The 14,728-nt window shown below is 54.8% G+C and carries 13 protein-coding genes; 1 reads left to right on the forward strand and 12 read right to left on the reverse strand.

From position 1 onward, the window contains the following. Nucleotides 1-64 precede the first annotated feature (64 nt). From dacA to leuS, 11 genes are all read right to left on the reverse strand, one after another. Complete coding sequence (gene dacA, locus EAE_RS14065; protein ID WP_015367735.1) at nt 65-1,264, reverse strand: D-alanyl-D-alanine carboxypeptidase DacA; 1,200 nt, start codon at nt 1,262-1,264, stop codon at nt 65-67. 142 nt (nt 1,265-1,406) lie between these two features. Continuing rightward, nucleotides 1,407-2,543, reverse strand: a complete 1,137-nt coding sequence (gene rlpA, locus EAE_RS14070; RefSeq protein WP_015367734.1) for an endolytic peptidoglycan transglycosylase RlpA — start codon at nt 2,541-2,543, stop codon at nt 1,407-1,409. 10 nt (nt 2,544-2,553) lie between these two features. Continuing rightward, nucleotides 2,554-3,666 carry a peptidoglycan glycosyltransferase MrdB gene (gene mrdB / locus EAE_RS14075; RefSeq protein WP_008805635.1) on the reverse strand — a complete coding sequence of 371 codons (1,113 nt, stop codon included), beginning with the start codon at nt 3,664-3,666 and terminating at the stop codon, nt 2,554-2,556. Beyond that, the gene (gene mrdA, locus EAE_RS14080) at nt 3,666-5,567 is read right to left on the reverse strand and encodes a peptidoglycan DD-transpeptidase MrdA (protein ID WP_015704734.1); all 1,902 of its coding nucleotides are present in this window, start codon (nt 5,565-5,567) and stop codon (nt 3,666-3,668) included. Before mrdA ends, mrdB begins: the two co-directional genes overlap by 1 nt. A 27-nt stretch (nt 5,568-5,594) precedes the next feature. Beyond that, nucleotides 5,595-6,062: a 23S rRNA (pseudouridine(1915)-N(3))-methyltransferase RlmH gene (rlmH, locus tag EAE_RS14085; RefSeq protein WP_015367732.1), complete on the reverse strand. Its 468-nt coding sequence runs from the start codon at nt 6,060-6,062 to the stop codon at nt 5,595-5,597. A 3-nt stretch (nt 6,063-6,065) separates the two neighbouring features. Beyond that, nucleotides 6,066-6,383, reverse strand: a complete 318-nt coding sequence (gene rsfS / locus EAE_RS14090) for a ribosome silencing factor (protein WP_002894623.1) — start codon at nt 6,381-6,383, stop codon at nt 6,066-6,068. 243 nt (nt 6,384-6,626) lie between these two features. Beyond that, on the reverse strand, nt 6,627-7,235 hold the full coding sequence (locus EAE_RS14095; protein ID WP_015704735.1) for an adenosylcobalamin/alpha-ribazole phosphatase: 609 nt from the start codon (nt 7,233-7,235) through the stop codon (nt 6,627-6,629). 51 nt (nt 7,236-7,286) lie between these two features. Beyond that, on the reverse strand, nt 7,287-7,937 hold the full coding sequence (nadD, locus tag EAE_RS14100; RefSeq protein WP_032707612.1) for a nicotinate-nucleotide adenylyltransferase: 651 nt from the start codon (nt 7,935-7,937) through the stop codon (nt 7,287-7,289). Continuing rightward, nucleotides 7,930-8,961 (reverse strand): DNA polymerase III subunit delta, encoded by a 1,032-nt coding sequence (holA, locus tag EAE_RS14105; protein ID WP_015704737.1) that lies wholly within the window; start codon nt 8,959-8,961, stop codon nt 7,930-7,932. The genes nadD and holA overlap by 8 nt, the downstream gene beginning before the upstream one ends. Next, nucleotides 8,961-9,551, reverse strand: a complete 591-nt coding sequence (gene lptE, locus EAE_RS14110; protein ID WP_015704738.1) for an LPS assembly lipoprotein LptE — start codon at nt 9,549-9,551, stop codon at nt 8,961-8,963. Before lptE ends, holA begins: the two co-directional genes overlap by 1 nt. A gap of 14 nt (nt 9,552-9,565) precedes the next feature. After that, nucleotides 9,566-12,148: a leucine--tRNA ligase gene (gene leuS, locus EAE_RS14115; protein ID WP_015704739.1), complete on the reverse strand. Its 2,583-nt coding sequence runs from the start codon at nt 12,146-12,148 to the stop codon at nt 9,566-9,568. A 226-nt stretch (nt 12,149-12,374) separates the two neighbouring features. On the opposite strand from leuS, the gene EAE_RS14120 reads away from it, so the two are divergent. Continuing rightward, nucleotides 12,375-12,857 (forward strand): zinc ribbon-containing protein, encoded by a 483-nt coding sequence (locus tag EAE_RS14120; RefSeq protein ID WP_015704740.1) that lies wholly within the window; start codon nt 12,375-12,377, stop codon nt 12,855-12,857. A 45-nt stretch (nt 12,858-12,902) separates the two neighbouring features. Here EAE_RS14120 and EAE_RS14125 read toward each other — a convergent pair whose 3' ends face one another. Continuing rightward, nucleotides 12,903-14,696, reverse strand: coding sequence for a filamentous hemagglutinin N-terminal domain-containing protein (locus tag EAE_RS14125; RefSeq protein WP_015704741.1), 1,794 nt, complete (start codon nt 14,694-14,696; stop codon nt 12,903-12,905). Nucleotides 14,697-14,728 lie beyond the last annotated feature (32 nt).

Below are 14,728 nucleotides of genomic sequence, written 5' to 3' on the forward strand. Positions count from 1 at the left end.
GTTATCAGGTTTCTTTGATGAATAGTATATGGGGATAGAAATCACACTTTCAAGTGTTCAATTTTTAACCAAACCAGTGATGGAACATTAACTTAATGTAATCAATGATTTTGCCGAAGAAATTACCTTCCGGAATTTCCTGCAGCACCACTAACGGACGCTGATCGATAGTTTTGCCATCTAACTGGAAGTTGATGGTACCGACTACCTGGTTTTTCTGCAGCGGCGCGTGCAGCTCGGTGTTATTCAACACATAGCTGGCTTTCAGATCTTTCATGCGCCCGCGTGGGATAGTCAGATAAACATCCTTATCTACGCCCAGAGAGGCGCGATCGCTATCGCCGAACCAGGCCGGTTCAGAGGCGAACTCTTTACCTGCTTTAATGGGGTTTACGGTTTCGAAGAAGCGGAAGCCCCAGGTCAGCAGTTTCTTGCTCTCGGATTCACGACCCTTATAGGTACGTCCACCCATAACCGCGGAGATCAGGCGCATCTGGCCTTCGGTAGCAGAAGCGACCAGGTTGTAACCTGCTTTATCGGTATGGCCGGTTTTAATACCGTCGACGTTGAGGCTGTTATCCCACAGCAGGCCGTTACGGTTCAGCTGGCGAATACCGTTAAAGGTGAACTCTTTCTCACGGTAGATGGAGTACTCATTCGGTACGTCGCGGATCAGCGCCTGGCCGATCAGCGCCATGTCACGCGCGGAGCTGTACTGACCGTCGGCATCCAGGCCGTGAACGGTCTGGAAATGGGTGTTTTTCAGGCCCAACGCGTTAACGTAATTGTTCATCAGGCTGACAAATGCGTCCTGGCTGCCGGCAACGTAGTCGGCCATCGCCACGCAGGCATCGTTACCGGATTGCAGGTTGATGCCGCGGATCAGCTGAGAAACCGGCACCTGCATGCCCGGTTTCAGGAACATCAGGGAAGAACCTTTAAACACCGGATTACCGGTTGCCCACGCGTCGTTACCCACGGTGACCAGATCGGATTCTTTGAATTTCCCCGCCTTCATGGCCTGGCCAATGACGTAGCTGGTCATCATTTTGGTCAGGCTCGCCGGATCGCGACGGGCGTCGGCGTTGTTTTCCGCCAGTACTTTACCTGAGTTGTAATCGATAAGAACCCAGGATTCAGCATCGATCTGCGGAGCGCCTGGGATCATGGTTTTCATATTCAGGTCATCGGCGCGGGCAGCGGTAGACAGTGCCGCAACGGAGAGGGCCGTAACGAGTAAACGAGCGGTGAAAGAGGTCTTCATGGTTAGAACAACGGCATCCGTGATGAAATTAAAAAAAGTGCCTTACTATAACAAATGCATTTCGCAGCGGCACCCGACATTACATATGACTTTGTTAATGATTTTTACATATGCAGTAGCACGGGATGCCGCGGCGTTGCGTTTAGTTGGCGCGAGTAATAAATGATTGCAACTGCGCTTCGTTTTGCAGGCGCTGTTGTACCGTCGACGCTTGCGACTTACTGGCAAATGGCCCCAGTTGGATCCGCCATACGGCGCCGTTTTGCATCACACGTCCGGGAACGGCGAACTGCTGGCTCAGGCGCTGCTGATATTGCTGGGCACGAGCCTGGTCGCTAACGGCGCCCACCTGCACGACGAACTCGCCGCTGGTGCTGGCGGCTGGTGCGGCAACAGTCGCGGCTGCTGCTGCGGTCGCGGCAGGCGCAACGCTTCCCTGAATCGAGCCCGGCGCGGTGACCGGAGCGCTGGGTGTCGCCGGCGTCGCGGCGACGGCGGCAGGCGCAGCAGCAGGTTCGCTGCTTTCCAGCACGCCATTATTCAGCGGTGTCGGTGCGCCAAGGAATCCACTGCCGTTAACCGGCGCGCCCACATTATCTTCAGGCTTAAGCGTTGAGTTGCTGATGGCGTGAACGTTTGACTGATCGGCCGGGGCGATGGCGGCAGAACCATCGCCATCAAGGTTGGGACGTGAAGGCAGGGCATAGGTCTGTTTGGCGACGGTGGTGCATGCCATACCTGGGCCGGACAAGGCGCCGTCCTGAGAGACGATGATAGGATCGATACGAACTTTAGTATTGTTCGAGGTATTCAGGCGGTCGGCGGAGGCGCGGGACAGGGAAATGACCCGGTCATTGCCGTACGGGCCGCGATCGTTAATGCGCACCACGATCATTCGGCCATTAGCCAGGTTCGTGATACGCGCATAGCTTGGGATGGGCAAGGTCGGATGCGCGGCGGTAAGCTGTGTTGGATCGAACGCTTCGCCAGAGGCGGTCAGGTTGCTGTTCGGCTCGGCGTCATAAATTGCCGCCAGACCGGTCTGGGTGAAGTTAGCCGGATCCTGGACGATTTTGTAGCTTTTGCCATCGCGTTCATAATCCTGATTGGCCGTGGCGTTCAGCGTTTCGAAACGCGGATCGGCGCCGCTAATTTCTACCGTCGGACCATTACAGACAGCCGGCTGCGGGACGCTAACCGTCTTCTGCTGAACGTCTTCACCCGAACATGCCGCCAGCAGCCCTGCTGCTATGCAGATCCCCAGCCATTGCTTACGCATTGCGAACCCCTTAAACGCTTTTCGACAACATTTTTCTGTGGGTATGGATCGACATTACGATACCAAACCCGGCCATCAATACGATTAGGGCTGAGCCCCCGTAGCTGACCAGCGGCAAAGGTACCCCCACCACCGGCAAAATACCACTTACCATACCAATATTTACGAAGACATAAACGAATAAAATCAACATTAAACCGCCTGCCATGACGCGGCCAAAGGTGGTTTGTGCCTGGGCGGCGATCCACAGTCCGCGCATGATAAGCAAAATGTACAATGCCAGCAGGATCAATACCCCGATAAGACCCAGCTCTTCCGCCAGCACGGCGAAGATAAAGTCAGTATGGCGCTCAGGCAGGAATTCGAGCTGCGACTGAGTACCATGCAACCAGCCTTTACCGCGTAAGCCGCCGGAACCAATAGCGATTTTCGACTGAATAATATGATAGCCCGCGCCCAGCGGATCGGTCTCTGGATCGAGGAGCATCATGACGCGTTGACGCTGGTAATCGTGCATCAGGAAGAACCATAAAATCGGAATAAAGGCGGCGACCAGCACTACCGCGATACCGATTAAACGCCAACTGAGGCCGGAGAGGAACAGGACAAACAGGCCGGAGAGGGCGATCAAAATCGAGGTGCCGAGGTCTGGCTGCGCCGCAACCAGCAGGGTCGGCAGGAAGATCAGGACCAGTGCGATGGCGGTATTCTTCAATGACGGCGGACAGACATCGCGGTTAATAAACCGCGCCACCATCAGCGGCACCGCTATTTTGGCAATCTCCGAGGGCTGAAAGCGTACAATACCGAGATCCAACCAGCGCTGTGCGCCTTTGGATATTGCGCCGAAGGCGTCTACGGCAACCAGCAAAATAATACAGAAAATATAGAGGTAGGGCGCCCAGCCCTCATATACCCGCGGCGGGATCTGCGCCATCACGATCATTATCACCACGCCCATGGCGATTTGGCCGATTTTACGCTCCATCATGCCCACGTCCTGGCCACTGGCGCTCCAGATAACCAGCGCGCTGTAGGTGAGCAGCGCCAGCAGGATGAGCAGCATCGTGGGGTCCAGATGGATTTTATCCCATAGTGATTTTTTGTTCGGATTATCGGTCATTATTGATCCTCCCCCGCCGTCACCGCCGGGCTTTCACTCGGCAGATTGGTGTTGTTATCACCCAGCATGATGTGATCGAGGATCTGGCGCATAATGGTACCGACCGCCGGGCCGGCGCCGCCATTCTCCAGGATCATCGCCACCGCGACCTGGGGGTTGTTGTAAGGCGCAAACGCCGTCATAAGTTTGTGGTCACGCAGACGTTCGGAAATTCGGTGCGCGTTATAGGTTTCGTTGGCTTTCAGGCCGAATACCTGCGCGGTACCGGACTTCGCCGCAATCTTATACGGCGCGCTGGCAAAGTATTTGTGCGCGGTGCCATTGCCGCGGTTGGCAACGCCATACATCCCATCTTTAGCGATTTCCCAATAGCCGGAATGAATATCGCCGACCGGCGGTTCATGCGGCTGAACCCACGGTACCTGTTTCCCGTCTTCGAGGGTGCTTTGCAGAAGGTGAGGCACTTTAACCACGCCGTCGTTTATCAGGATCATCAGCGCTTTGTTCATCTGAATCGGCGTGGCGGTCCAGTAGCCCTGGCCGATACCGACCGGGATGGTATCCCCCTGATACCAGGGTTTCTTAAAGCGCTTAAGCTTCCATTCGCGAGTTGGCATGTTGCCGGAGCGTTCTTCCGCCAGGTCAACGCCAGTGTAATCGCCGTAGCCAAACTTACTCATCCATTCGGAAAGGCGATCGATGCCCATATCATAGGCAACCTGATAGAAATAGGTATCCGCGGACTCTTCCAGCGCCTTGGTGACGTTCAGATGACCATGACCCCACTTTTTCCAGTCGCGATAGCGTTTTTCCGAGCCAGGCAACTGCCACCAGCCGGGGTCGAACAGACTGGTGTTGCGGGTAATGACGCCGGCGCTCAAGGCTGAGACCGCGACGTAGGGTTTTACCGTCGAGGCGGGTGGATAGACCCCCTGCGTCGCGCGGTTGACCAGCGGGGTATTTGGATCGTTGAGTAGTCCGGAATAATCTTTACTGGAGATACCATCGACAAACAGGTTGGGATCGTAGCTCGGGGTTGAAACCAGCGCCAGAATCGCGCCGCTGCGCGGGTCGGTGACCACCACCGCCGCGCGGCTGCCCGCCAGCAGCGTTTCGATATACTGCTGCAGCTTCAAATCAAGGGTTAGGTAGATATCGCGCCCGGCCTGCGGCGGCACTTCTTTTAGCTGGCGAATAACGCGGCCGCGGTTGTTGACTTCAACCTCTTCGTAGCCGGTTTGCCCGTGCAGCACGTCTTCATAGTAACGCTCGATTCCCAGCTTACCGATGTCGTGGGTCGACGCGTAGTTGGCCAGTTTGCCCTCTTTATCCAGGCGATCGACGTCTTTATCGTTAATTTTAGAGACGTAGCCGATAACGTGGGTCAGGGCGGAGTTATACGGATAGTAGCGGCGCTTGTAGCCTTTGACTTCAACGCCGGGAAAGCGGTACTGGTTAACGGCGAAACGCGCCACCTGGACTTCATTAAGATTGACCTTCACCGGAATCGAGGTGAAACGGTGAGAGCGCGCGCGCTCTTTTTTAAAGCCGGCGATGTCGTCGTCGGTCAGGTCGACGACGCCGCGCAGTGCATCCAGCGTCTGCTGCACGTTATCGACTTTTTCCGGCATCATCTCCAGCTGATAGATGGTGCGGTTCAGCGCCAGCGGCGTGCCGTTACGATCGTAAATAATACCGCGGCTGGGCGGAATAGGGACCAGCTTAATGCGGTTTTCGTTGGAACGCGTTTGGTAGTCGTTGAAACGGACAATCTGTACGTTGTAGAGGTTGGCAATCAGCACGCCGGTAAGCAACAAAATGCCCGTAAAAGCGACCAGCGCGCGGCGTACAAACAGCGAGGATTCAGCCGTATAGTCGCGGAAAGAATTCTGTAATTTCATTCGCTGCTTAGTCTACCCAGGTCATCATTACTCACGGTGGTAAGGGTGGTTAGTCGTTATGCTCCACGCACGATACAGGCTCTCAGCCACCAGCACGCGTACCAGCGGATGGGGCAACGTGAGCGTGGAAAGCGACCAACTCTGTTCCGCTGCCGCTTTGCAGGCCGGAGAGAGTCCTTCCGGGCCGCCAATGAGTAAACTGACGTCCCGGCCATCCTGCTTCCAGCGTTCCAGTTCTCGCGCCAGCTGTGGCGTATCCCAGGGTTTACCGGGGATGTCCAGGGTCACGATACGGTTCTTGCCTGCCGCTGCCAGCATCATTTCGCCCTCTTTTTCGAGGATACGTTTGATATCGGCATTTTTTCCGCGCTTACCGGCAGGGATCTCTACCAGTTCGAACGGCATATCTTTTGGAAAACGGCGCAGATATTCGCTAAAGCCGGTCTGAACCCAGTCCGGCATTTTGGTGCCAACGGCCACCAATTGCAGCTTCACGCATTAACTCCAGAGTTTTTCCAGCTCGTACAGACGACGGCTCTCTTCCTGCATGACGTGAACCATCACGTCGCCCAGATCGACCACGATCCAGTCGGCGGCGGCTTCACCTTCAACGCCCAGCGGCAGCATACCGGCGGCGCGGGATTCCTGCACCACATGGTCGGCGATGGACATCACGTGGCGCGTAGACGTGCCGGTGCAAATAATCATGCAATCGGTGATGCTGGATTTGCCATGTACATCAATGGCGACGATGTCCTGACCTTTCAGGTCATCAATTTTGTCGATAACAAAATCCTGGAGTGCTTTACCCTGCAAGTGTTCCCCCTGGGTGCGTGAAGAGTGATAACAATAACGAGCCTGACAGTATACCCGAAGTCATGGCAATGTCGGGAGAAAAGTCAGCTTTCAGCCCTTGAAAGCGGGCTATCATCCCATCCCTTGCCGACGAATGCATCGCCATTTTTGTAAAACAATTTCTGCAAGATGCGTATAGCGGGTGTAGCCTGGCTGCGGAGAATAGCAGCCTGCTCGGGGCTGTCAATGGGCGGCCATGAATTCTTATTCCGCGCGCCACTGCGCCTGGCTATTTAATACGCGCAAGGTTGTGAAATCGTCGCGTTGTTCGATAAGGCTCCAGCTACCGTGGGCGAGGGGAAAATGCCACATTGCTGCCGCAGGCATTTGCAATAATAGTGCGATTAACAGGCTTAAAGCGCCCTGATGGCCGACGATCAGCAGGTTAGCCCGCTGTTGATATTGCCCGAGGCTGGCGGCAAAGTCCGCGATACGTTGGGCAAAGGCCTGGAAGCTTTCGCCATTGGTCGGCGCGGCGTGTTGCCAGTCTTTGCACCAGGCAGCGTAGTTCCGCGGGTCTTCTTTTTGCAGATCGCGATGGTGGCGCATTTCCCAATCGCCAAAGAACATCTCATTCAATGAAGGAATAATTTGCCGGGGGACAGGCCGGCCAGCGAGCAACAGGTCGGCGGTGTGCTGGGTTCTCGCCAGCTCGCTGCACAATACCCGGTCGAAAGGCGCCGCTTGCAGATAGTCACCCAGCGAGCGCGCCTGCTGGATACCGCGTTCGGTAAGGGGGGTGGGAGCATGTCCGCTATACAGTCCGTCGACGTTAGCCTGCGTTTCGCCGTGGCGAACCAGCCATAATTTCATGATGCACTCCGTGGAAATCGCGTAGCGTAACGATATCCTCGCAGCCGGTTCTCAGCAATAGAGCTTCTGCTGGTGAATATAGTCCAGTACGGCGGCCGGCAGCATATCGGCGCAGGAGACACCTTGCTGTAGACGCTGACGAATCAGCGTGGCGGAAATATCGAACCACGGGGTTTCCGCCAGATAGATAACCCCGGCGGGACGGGTATGTAACAACTCGACGTCGTGGGTGAGATGTTTATCGAGCCATTGCTGATCTTCTTCGCGCTTCATCGCCAGCGGATATCCCGGACGGCGACAGACGATCAGATGCGCGTTATCGAGGATCGTGGCGTAGTTATGCCAGGTGGGGAAGGTCAGCAGCGAGTCCTGGCCGATGATAAATGCCAGGGGCTGTTCCGGGCCTTGTTCTTGCCGCCACTCCTGTAGCGTTTGCGCAGTCCAGGACGGCGTATCGCGCTGTAGCTCTCGTTCGTCGAGAACGAATAGGGGTTTATCGGCAATTGCCAGCTCCAGCATATGCACCCGCTGGGCGCTGGTGGCTTCCGGCTGCGGGCGATGCGGCGGCACGTTATTGGGCACGATAATGACCCGGCTAAGACCAATTTGGTTTGCCAGAATCTCTACCGGCTTAAGGTGACCATAATGCACCGGATCGAAGGTGCCGCCGTACATTGCCTGCAACTGAGTCATATCAACCATCAATAAAAACGTCCGCCAGCGCTTTATGGCATAGCAGTAACGAAAGGCTTTCCAGCTCGGGCCATATTGACTGGCCGTAGTCCTGTTTGAAGGTGAGCTCGGCGCGGGTTAATAACGTAACGGCCTGGCGTAACTGTTCGGCGCTGAGGCGCGTGAGCGCGTCGCCGACCAGCTGACGTCGGTTCTGCCAGACCCGGTGTTTATCAAACAGCGTGCGCAGCGGCGTATGTGCCGACTGGCGCTTCAGAGTGACCAGCAGCAGCAGTTCGCGCTGTAGCGTGCGCAGCAAAATAGCGGGTTCGCAACCTTCAAGGCGCAGTTGTTGCAGGACGTGCAGTACGCGTTTGCTTTTGCCGGCCAGCAGGGCATCGACCCAGTGATACGGCGTAAAGTGGGCGGCGTCATTCACTGCCTGTTCAACGCGCGGCAGCGTCAGTTTACCGTCAGGCCACAGCAAAGAGAGGCGCTCCAGCGCCTGCGCCAGCGCCAGCAGGTTGCCTTCATAGCAGTAGCACAGCAGTTGGCTGGCGGCCTCATCTAACTGCAACTGATTCTGTTTAGCGCGGGCGGCCAGCCAGCGAGGCAACTGCGCGTATTCCGGCGTCTGGCAGCTCACCTGCACGGCGCGGCTGGCAAGCGTTGTTATCCACGCCGCGTTTTCCTGCGCCTTGGTAAGCTTGTTGCCGCGGACAATCAGCAGCAGATCTTCATGCAGCATACCGACCAGCGTGGACAGCTGTTCGTTGATCGCCGCATTCGGGCCGTTTTCCGGCAGGATAAGCAGAAGCGTCTGGCGGCTGGAAAAGAGGCTCAGCGCCTGACTTAAGGAAAAAAGGGCGGGCCAGTCGGTGCTGGCATCGATGGTCGCGGTGTGATGTTCGGTAAAGCCCTGGGCGGCCGCGGCTTCGCGGATCGCATCCTGGCTTTCCTGTAACAGCAATGGGTCGCTACCAAGCAATAAATACGCCGCGCGCAGCCCTTCAGTGAGCTGCGCGCGGAGTTGTTCCGGGTACAACCGAATCATCAGTTACCCAGCGTAGTGGAGACGCGGTTGCCAGAGGTTGAGGTGGCCGGGGTACCAGACACCGGCTGCTCAGCCTCTTTAGTGGCTTCGACATCCGCAACATGTACGCTCGGCAATTTACGGATCAACTGTTCCGCAGCCTTATCGTACATTTCACGAACAATCATGTCCTGCTCGGCATCTTTCGCCAGCGCCGCCTGCGGGTTATCGAAGAACGAGCGATAAACCTTGGTATTGATTGGGTAAATGTCATGGCCCGGAATCAATACGGTGGCGTTAACGGTCAGCACCATTTGGTATTCAGCAGTACGACCATCCTGGAAAATGGATGCCGTATCTTTCTGAATGGATGAGTTACCCAGACGCAGGGACGGAATATCCTTACGCAGCGTATCGGCTTCGATCAGCTCTACGCCATTCAGACGTAGCTGGTTACGTACCGCACGGCTTAACGGACCATTCGGATCGCCTGACTGGAAAATCATAGTTTTCATTGTGGTTGGAACCTGCGTATTACTACGTAGATGCCAGCCGCAACCGGCGGTGATTAACACCGCCAGAGATAACAGCATTGTTGCCAGATATCGCACGCTTCCTCCCGCGCTTAGCCAACGACCAGATTGAGCAGTTTGCCCGGAACGTAAATCACTTTACGTACGGTCACGCCTTCAAGGTATTTTGCGACCAGATGTTCCTGGCCTGCACGTTCACGAACCTGCTCTTCGGTTGCGTCTACCGCAACGGTAATTTTACCACGAACTTTACCGTTTACCTGGACGACGACCAGAGTCGTGTTTTCAACCATTGCACTTTCGTCTGCTACCGGCCACGGCGCGTTGTCGATATCGCCTTCGCCGCCCAGTTCTTGCCACAGGGTGAAGCAGGCATGCGGGGTGAACGGGTTGAGCATACGCACCACTGCCAGCAGCGCTTCACGCATCAGCGCGCGATCCTGTTCGCCTTCCTGCGGCGCTTTCGCCAGTTTGTTCATCAGCTCCATTACCGCGGCAATGGCGGTATTGAAGGTCTGACGACGGCCGATATCATCGGTCACTTTGGCAATCGTTTTATGCACGTCGCGACGCAGCGCTTGCTGATCTTCGCTGAGGCTTGCCACATCCAGGGCGACAGCCGGGCCCTGAGAGGTATGCTCGTAAACCAGTTTCCAGACGCGTTTCAGGAAGCGGTTTGCCCCTTCTACGCCAGATTCCTGCCACTCAAGGGTCATTTCTGCTGGGGAGGCGAACATCATGAACAGACGTACGGTATCCGCGCCGTAGCGCTCAACCATAACCTGCGGGTCGATACCGTTGTTCTTCGACTTGGACATTTTGCTCATGCCGGTATACACCAGCTCGCGGCCCTGTGGGTCGAAGGCTTTAACGATACGGCCTTTTTCATCACGCTCAACGGTGGCGTCAATCGGTGATACCCAGTTACGCTCGCCGTTTTCGCCGACGTAGTAGAACGCATCGGCCAGTACCATACCCTGGCACAGCAGCTGTTTAGCTGGCTCATCGGAGTTCACCATACCGGCATCGCGCATCAGCTTGTGGAAGAAGCGGAAATAGAGCAGGTGCATGATGGCGTGTTCGATGCCGCCGATGTAGATATCCACCGGCAGCCAGTAGTTCGCGGCATTCGGGTCCAGCATACCTTTGTCGTACTGCGGGCAGGTGTAGCGCGCGTAGTACCAGGAGGACTCCATAAAGGTGTCAAAGGTGTCGGTTTCACGCAGCGCCGGCATGCCGTTAACGGTAGTTTTCGCCCACTCAGGATCGGCTTTGATCGGGCTGGTGATGCCGTCCATGACGACGTCTTCCGGCAGGATAACCGGCAGTTGGTCTTCCGGCGTCGGCATCACGGTACCGTCTTCCAGGGTCACCATTGGAATTGGCGCGCCCCAGTAACGCTGGCGGGAAACCCCCCAGTCGCGCAGGCGGTAGTTAACTTTGCGCTCGCCAACGCCCATCGCGGCCAGTTTGTCGGCAATGGCGTTGAAGCCCGCTTCGTAATCCAGGCCGCTAAATTCGCCGGAGTTGAACAGCACGCCTTTCTCGGTCAGCGCCTGCTCGGAGAGATCCGGCTCGGAACCGTCGGCGGCGAGGATAACCGGCTTGATGTTCAGGCCGTATTTGCTGGCAAACTCGTAGTCGCGCTGGTCGTGACCCGGAACGGCCATCACCGCGCCGGTGCCGTACTCCATCAGTACGAAGTTTGCCGCCCATACCGGGATGGCTTCGCCGGTCAGCGGGTGAATAGCTTTAAAGCCGGTGTCGACGCCTTTTTTCTCCATCGTCGCCATATCGGCTTCGGCAACTTTGGTGTTACGGCATTCGTCGATAAAGGCGGCCAGCGCCGGATTGTTAGCCGCAGCCTGTTGCGCCAGCGGGTGACCCGCTGCGACGGCAAGGTAGGTGCAGCCCATGAAGGTATCCGGGCGGGTGGTGTAGACGGTCAGCTTATCGGCGTAGTCGTTGACGTCAAAGGAGATTTCTACCCCTTCAGAGCGGCCGATCCAGTTGCGCTGCATGGTCTTAACGGTGTCAGGCCAGTGATCCAGGTTGTCCAGATCGTTGAGCAGTTCGTCAGCGTAGGCGGTGATTTTAATAAACCACTGCGGGATCTCTTTGCGCTCAACTTTGGTGTCGCAGCGCCAGCAGCAGCCGTCGATAACCTGTTCGTTAGCCAGCACGGTCTGATCGTTCGGACACCAGTTCACCGCTGAGGTTTTTTTGTACACCAGGCCTTTTTTATACAGCTCGGTGAAGAATTTTTGCTCCCAGCGGTAGTATTCCGGGGTGCAGGTCGCAATTTCACGGCTCCAGTCATAGCCGAAGCCCAGCTTTTTCAGCTGGTTTTTCATGTATGCGATGTTGTCATAGGTCCACGGGGCCGGGGCGGTATTGTTTTTCACCGCCGCGCCTTCCGCAGGCAGACCAAACGCATCCCAACCGATCGGCTGCAGGACGTTTTTGCCCAGCATGCGCTGATAGCGCGCGATGACGTCGCCGATGGTGTAGTTACGCACGTGACCCATGTGTAGTCGACCAGAAGGATAAGGAAGCATCGACAGGCAGTAATACTTCTCTTTGCTCTCGTCTTCAGTTACTTCAAATGTACGATTTTCGTCCCAGTGAAGCTGGACTTTCGATTCTATCTCTTCCGGGCGGTATTGCTCTTGCATGGCAGCCAGTGGTCCTGTTTTCAATACAGCTACAAAATGTAGCCAATGGATGTGTTATTTCAGATCGGCATAGCATAGCCCAAACGTCCACGTCAAAACAGCCTTTCGCACATTAACATCGGCAAAAGCGGCGCAGAATTTTTCGCGACTCTGTGGCGCGGATGGCAAAGCAAACCGCCGATAACGTCTATTATTAGAAGCAGTTAATCACACCGGAGGCGAAATGATGAACAAGGTTGCTCAATATTACCGGGAACTGGTCTCCTCGCTCAGTGAACGGCTGCGCAATGGAGAGCGTGACATTGACGCGCTGGTGAAGCAGGCGAGGGAGAAAATCACCCAGGCAGGCGATCTGACGCAGAGCGAGGTTGAGTCACTTATCGCGGCGGTGAAGCGCGATCTGGAAGAATTTGCCCGCAGCTATGAAGAGAGCCATGAAGACGATAGCGACAGCGTCTTTATGCGGGTGATCAAAGAGAGCCTGTGGCAGGAGCTTGCCGATATCACCGACAAAACCCAGCTTGAGTGGCGTGAGGTGTTTCAGGATCTGAACCACCACGGAGTCTATCACAGCGGGGAAGTGGTAGGTCTTGGCAACCTGGTATGCGAGAAGTGCCACTACCATCTGGCGGTATACACCCCGGATGTGCTGCCACTCTGCCCGAAATGCGGGCATGACCAGTTTCAGCGGCGGCCATTTGAGCCGTAAACGCTAAAAGCAGCGATGCGCATTGCGCTGCGCATCGCTGAGTCATTACAGTACGGTATTAATTTCTGCAACCTTGAAGTATTGATAACCACCCATCTCACTGGCGTATTTATGCGAGGAGTTGAGGACCATCTTGTTGGCGCTGATGGTGCCGACATCACAGGTATTAAATTTAAACCAACCGCAACCACGACCGCTGTTGACTACCTTTTTCGCCGTCATCGTCAGGGTGCCATCCGCATCGATCAGACTGTAGTTATAGATATTGCCTCTTTTTTGCGTATCCAGAACTAAATCCCCGCTACTGTAAATGGTTCCTTCATTAACAATATCCGCATAAGTGGTGATAGAAATATTATGTGCGGAGATGCTGCCGGTATTATTGACCGGGCCATGATCGCTGGTAATACTTTGCGCTTGCATCGAGCCATTATTATTCAACCAATAGCTGTGCGCGGTAATCGCGTTAGTTGCGGTCATTTTGCCACTGGTGCTTTGCGCCAGTGTGCCGTTGGTTTGTAGATTGATGTTTTCGCCAGTGATATTACCCAGATTGTAGATTTCCCCGACATTTACGGTGCCATCCTGTTTAAGAGACTGAATGGTGGTGTTGCCGGTTGAATTAATGTTCCCGGTATTTTTAAAACTCTCGCCAACAAAAGTAAGGGCGGTGTTTTTAGCACTGATTTTCCCTTCATTCAGAAAATCGCCCATTGCCGTGGCGGAAATCTGGTTATTCGACAGCAGGGAGGCCTTAGCCTCATTACGGATTTTTCCACCGCTGGCCAGGCTTAACCCACTGGTTCCGGTCATCGTTCCAGAGTCGCCGTTAGTGATGTTGCCGTTAGCGGTGGCAATTAGCTGACCGCCAGTGATAGAACCGACGTTAACGATATAATCCCCACTGGAGAGCATTAAATAATTGGCTCCGCCGATACTGCCTTCATTGGTGATACCTGTGACCGTAGAAACCTGGCTTAGCAGACCGTTGCCTTTTATCGTCCCTTTATTTATCAGGTTTCCGTAGCTGGTGAGCTGCAGTGAGCTGTTTGAGATAATAGAGCCATTATTACGTACGCCAAAACCAATGTTATTGCCAATCATGCTAATGCTGTTGGCAGTAATGCCGCCAAGACTACTGACGTCGATGCTGTATTGCGGGTTAATCGTCATTTCGATCAGGGTCGCTTTTTTACCCGCTGAGGTCACCGCGCCAGAACTGTTATCCATGGTGAAATTACCTGCACTAACAAGGGCGTTCTTGGCCTGCACTTTACCATTAATTTTAATCGCGTCGGCGAGTAGAGCAGCATAGCTGTTAGCGGCGTTCATGCCATTTTCATCGATGGTGATTTTGCCATTGGTGATGGTATAGCTGCCGATAGCGCCTTCATCGGTCAAATTCACCTGACCTGTCGTTAATATTGCCTTGTTGGTATTAACGAAACTACAGCCGGAGCAGGTAATACCGTTAGGGTTAGCGATTACCACGTCGGCTTTCAGCCCGGCGACTTCAATGAAGCCATTTAATGAACTGGCTTTATTGGAGGTGACTTCATTCAGGATCACCGATGCGCCGCCATTAGTCAGATTGTTGTTTTTAGCAATATTGCCAAAAGTCGCATGATTAATATCGCTGTCGCTGTTATTGAGTATTAAACCGTTGCTGCCAACGTTAAATTCACGATACAGGTTGTGCGAAACGCCTGCAGCATTCGGCGCTTCAATATCAACCACCGTTGCGCCTGATAGATGGGTGTAAGTCGACGGATCGGCGTACACCACCGTCGAGCTTAACGCTGCTGCTAAAGCAACATAGGTTAATTTAAACTTAAACATGAATTTATTCCTTTAAATATAGTGAAAAATAG

It is taken from the genome of Klebsiella aerogenes KCTC 2190, assembly GCF_000215745.1.
In the GTDB taxonomy this organism is placed as follows: domain Bacteria; phylum Pseudomonadota; class Gammaproteobacteria; order Enterobacterales; family Enterobacteriaceae; genus Klebsiella; species Klebsiella aerogenes.

Coding starts and splice junctions, on each gene's coding strand:
- holA (WP_015704737.1), bottom strand. CDS start 8,961: ATGATTCGGTTGTACCCGGAACAACTCCGCGCGCAGCTCACTGAAGGG.
- EAE_RS14120 (WP_015704740.1), top strand. CDS start 12,375: ATGAACAAGGTTGCTCAATATTACCGGGAACTGGTCTCCTCGCTCAGT.
- mrdB (WP_008805635.1), bottom strand. CDS start 3,666: ATGACCGATAATCCGAACAAAAAATCACTATGGGATAAAATCCATCTG.
- nadD (WP_032707612.1), bottom strand. CDS start 7,937: ATGGTTGATATGACTCAGTTGCAGGCAATGTACGGCGGCACCTTCGAT.
- EAE_RS14095 (WP_015704735.1), bottom strand. CDS start 7,235: ATGAAATTATGGCTGGTTCGCCACGGCGAAACGCAGGCTAACGTCGAC.
- EAE_RS14125 (WP_015704741.1), bottom strand. CDS start 14,696: ATGTTTAAGTTTAAATTAACCTATGTTGCTTTAGCAGCAGCGTTAAGC.
- mrdA (WP_015704734.1), bottom strand. CDS start 5,567: ATGAAATTACAGAATTCTTTCCGCGACTATACGGCTGAATCCTCGCTG.
- rlpA (WP_015367734.1), bottom strand. CDS start 2,543: ATGCGTAAGCAATGGCTGGGGATCTGCATAGCAGCAGGGCTGCTGGCG.
- dacA (WP_015367735.1), bottom strand. CDS start 1,264: ATGAAGACCTCTTTCACCGCTCGTTTACTCGTTACGGCCCTCTCCGTT.
- leuS (WP_015704739.1), bottom strand. CDS start 12,148: ATGCAAGAGCAATACCGCCCGGAAGAGATAGAATCGAAAGTCCAGCTT.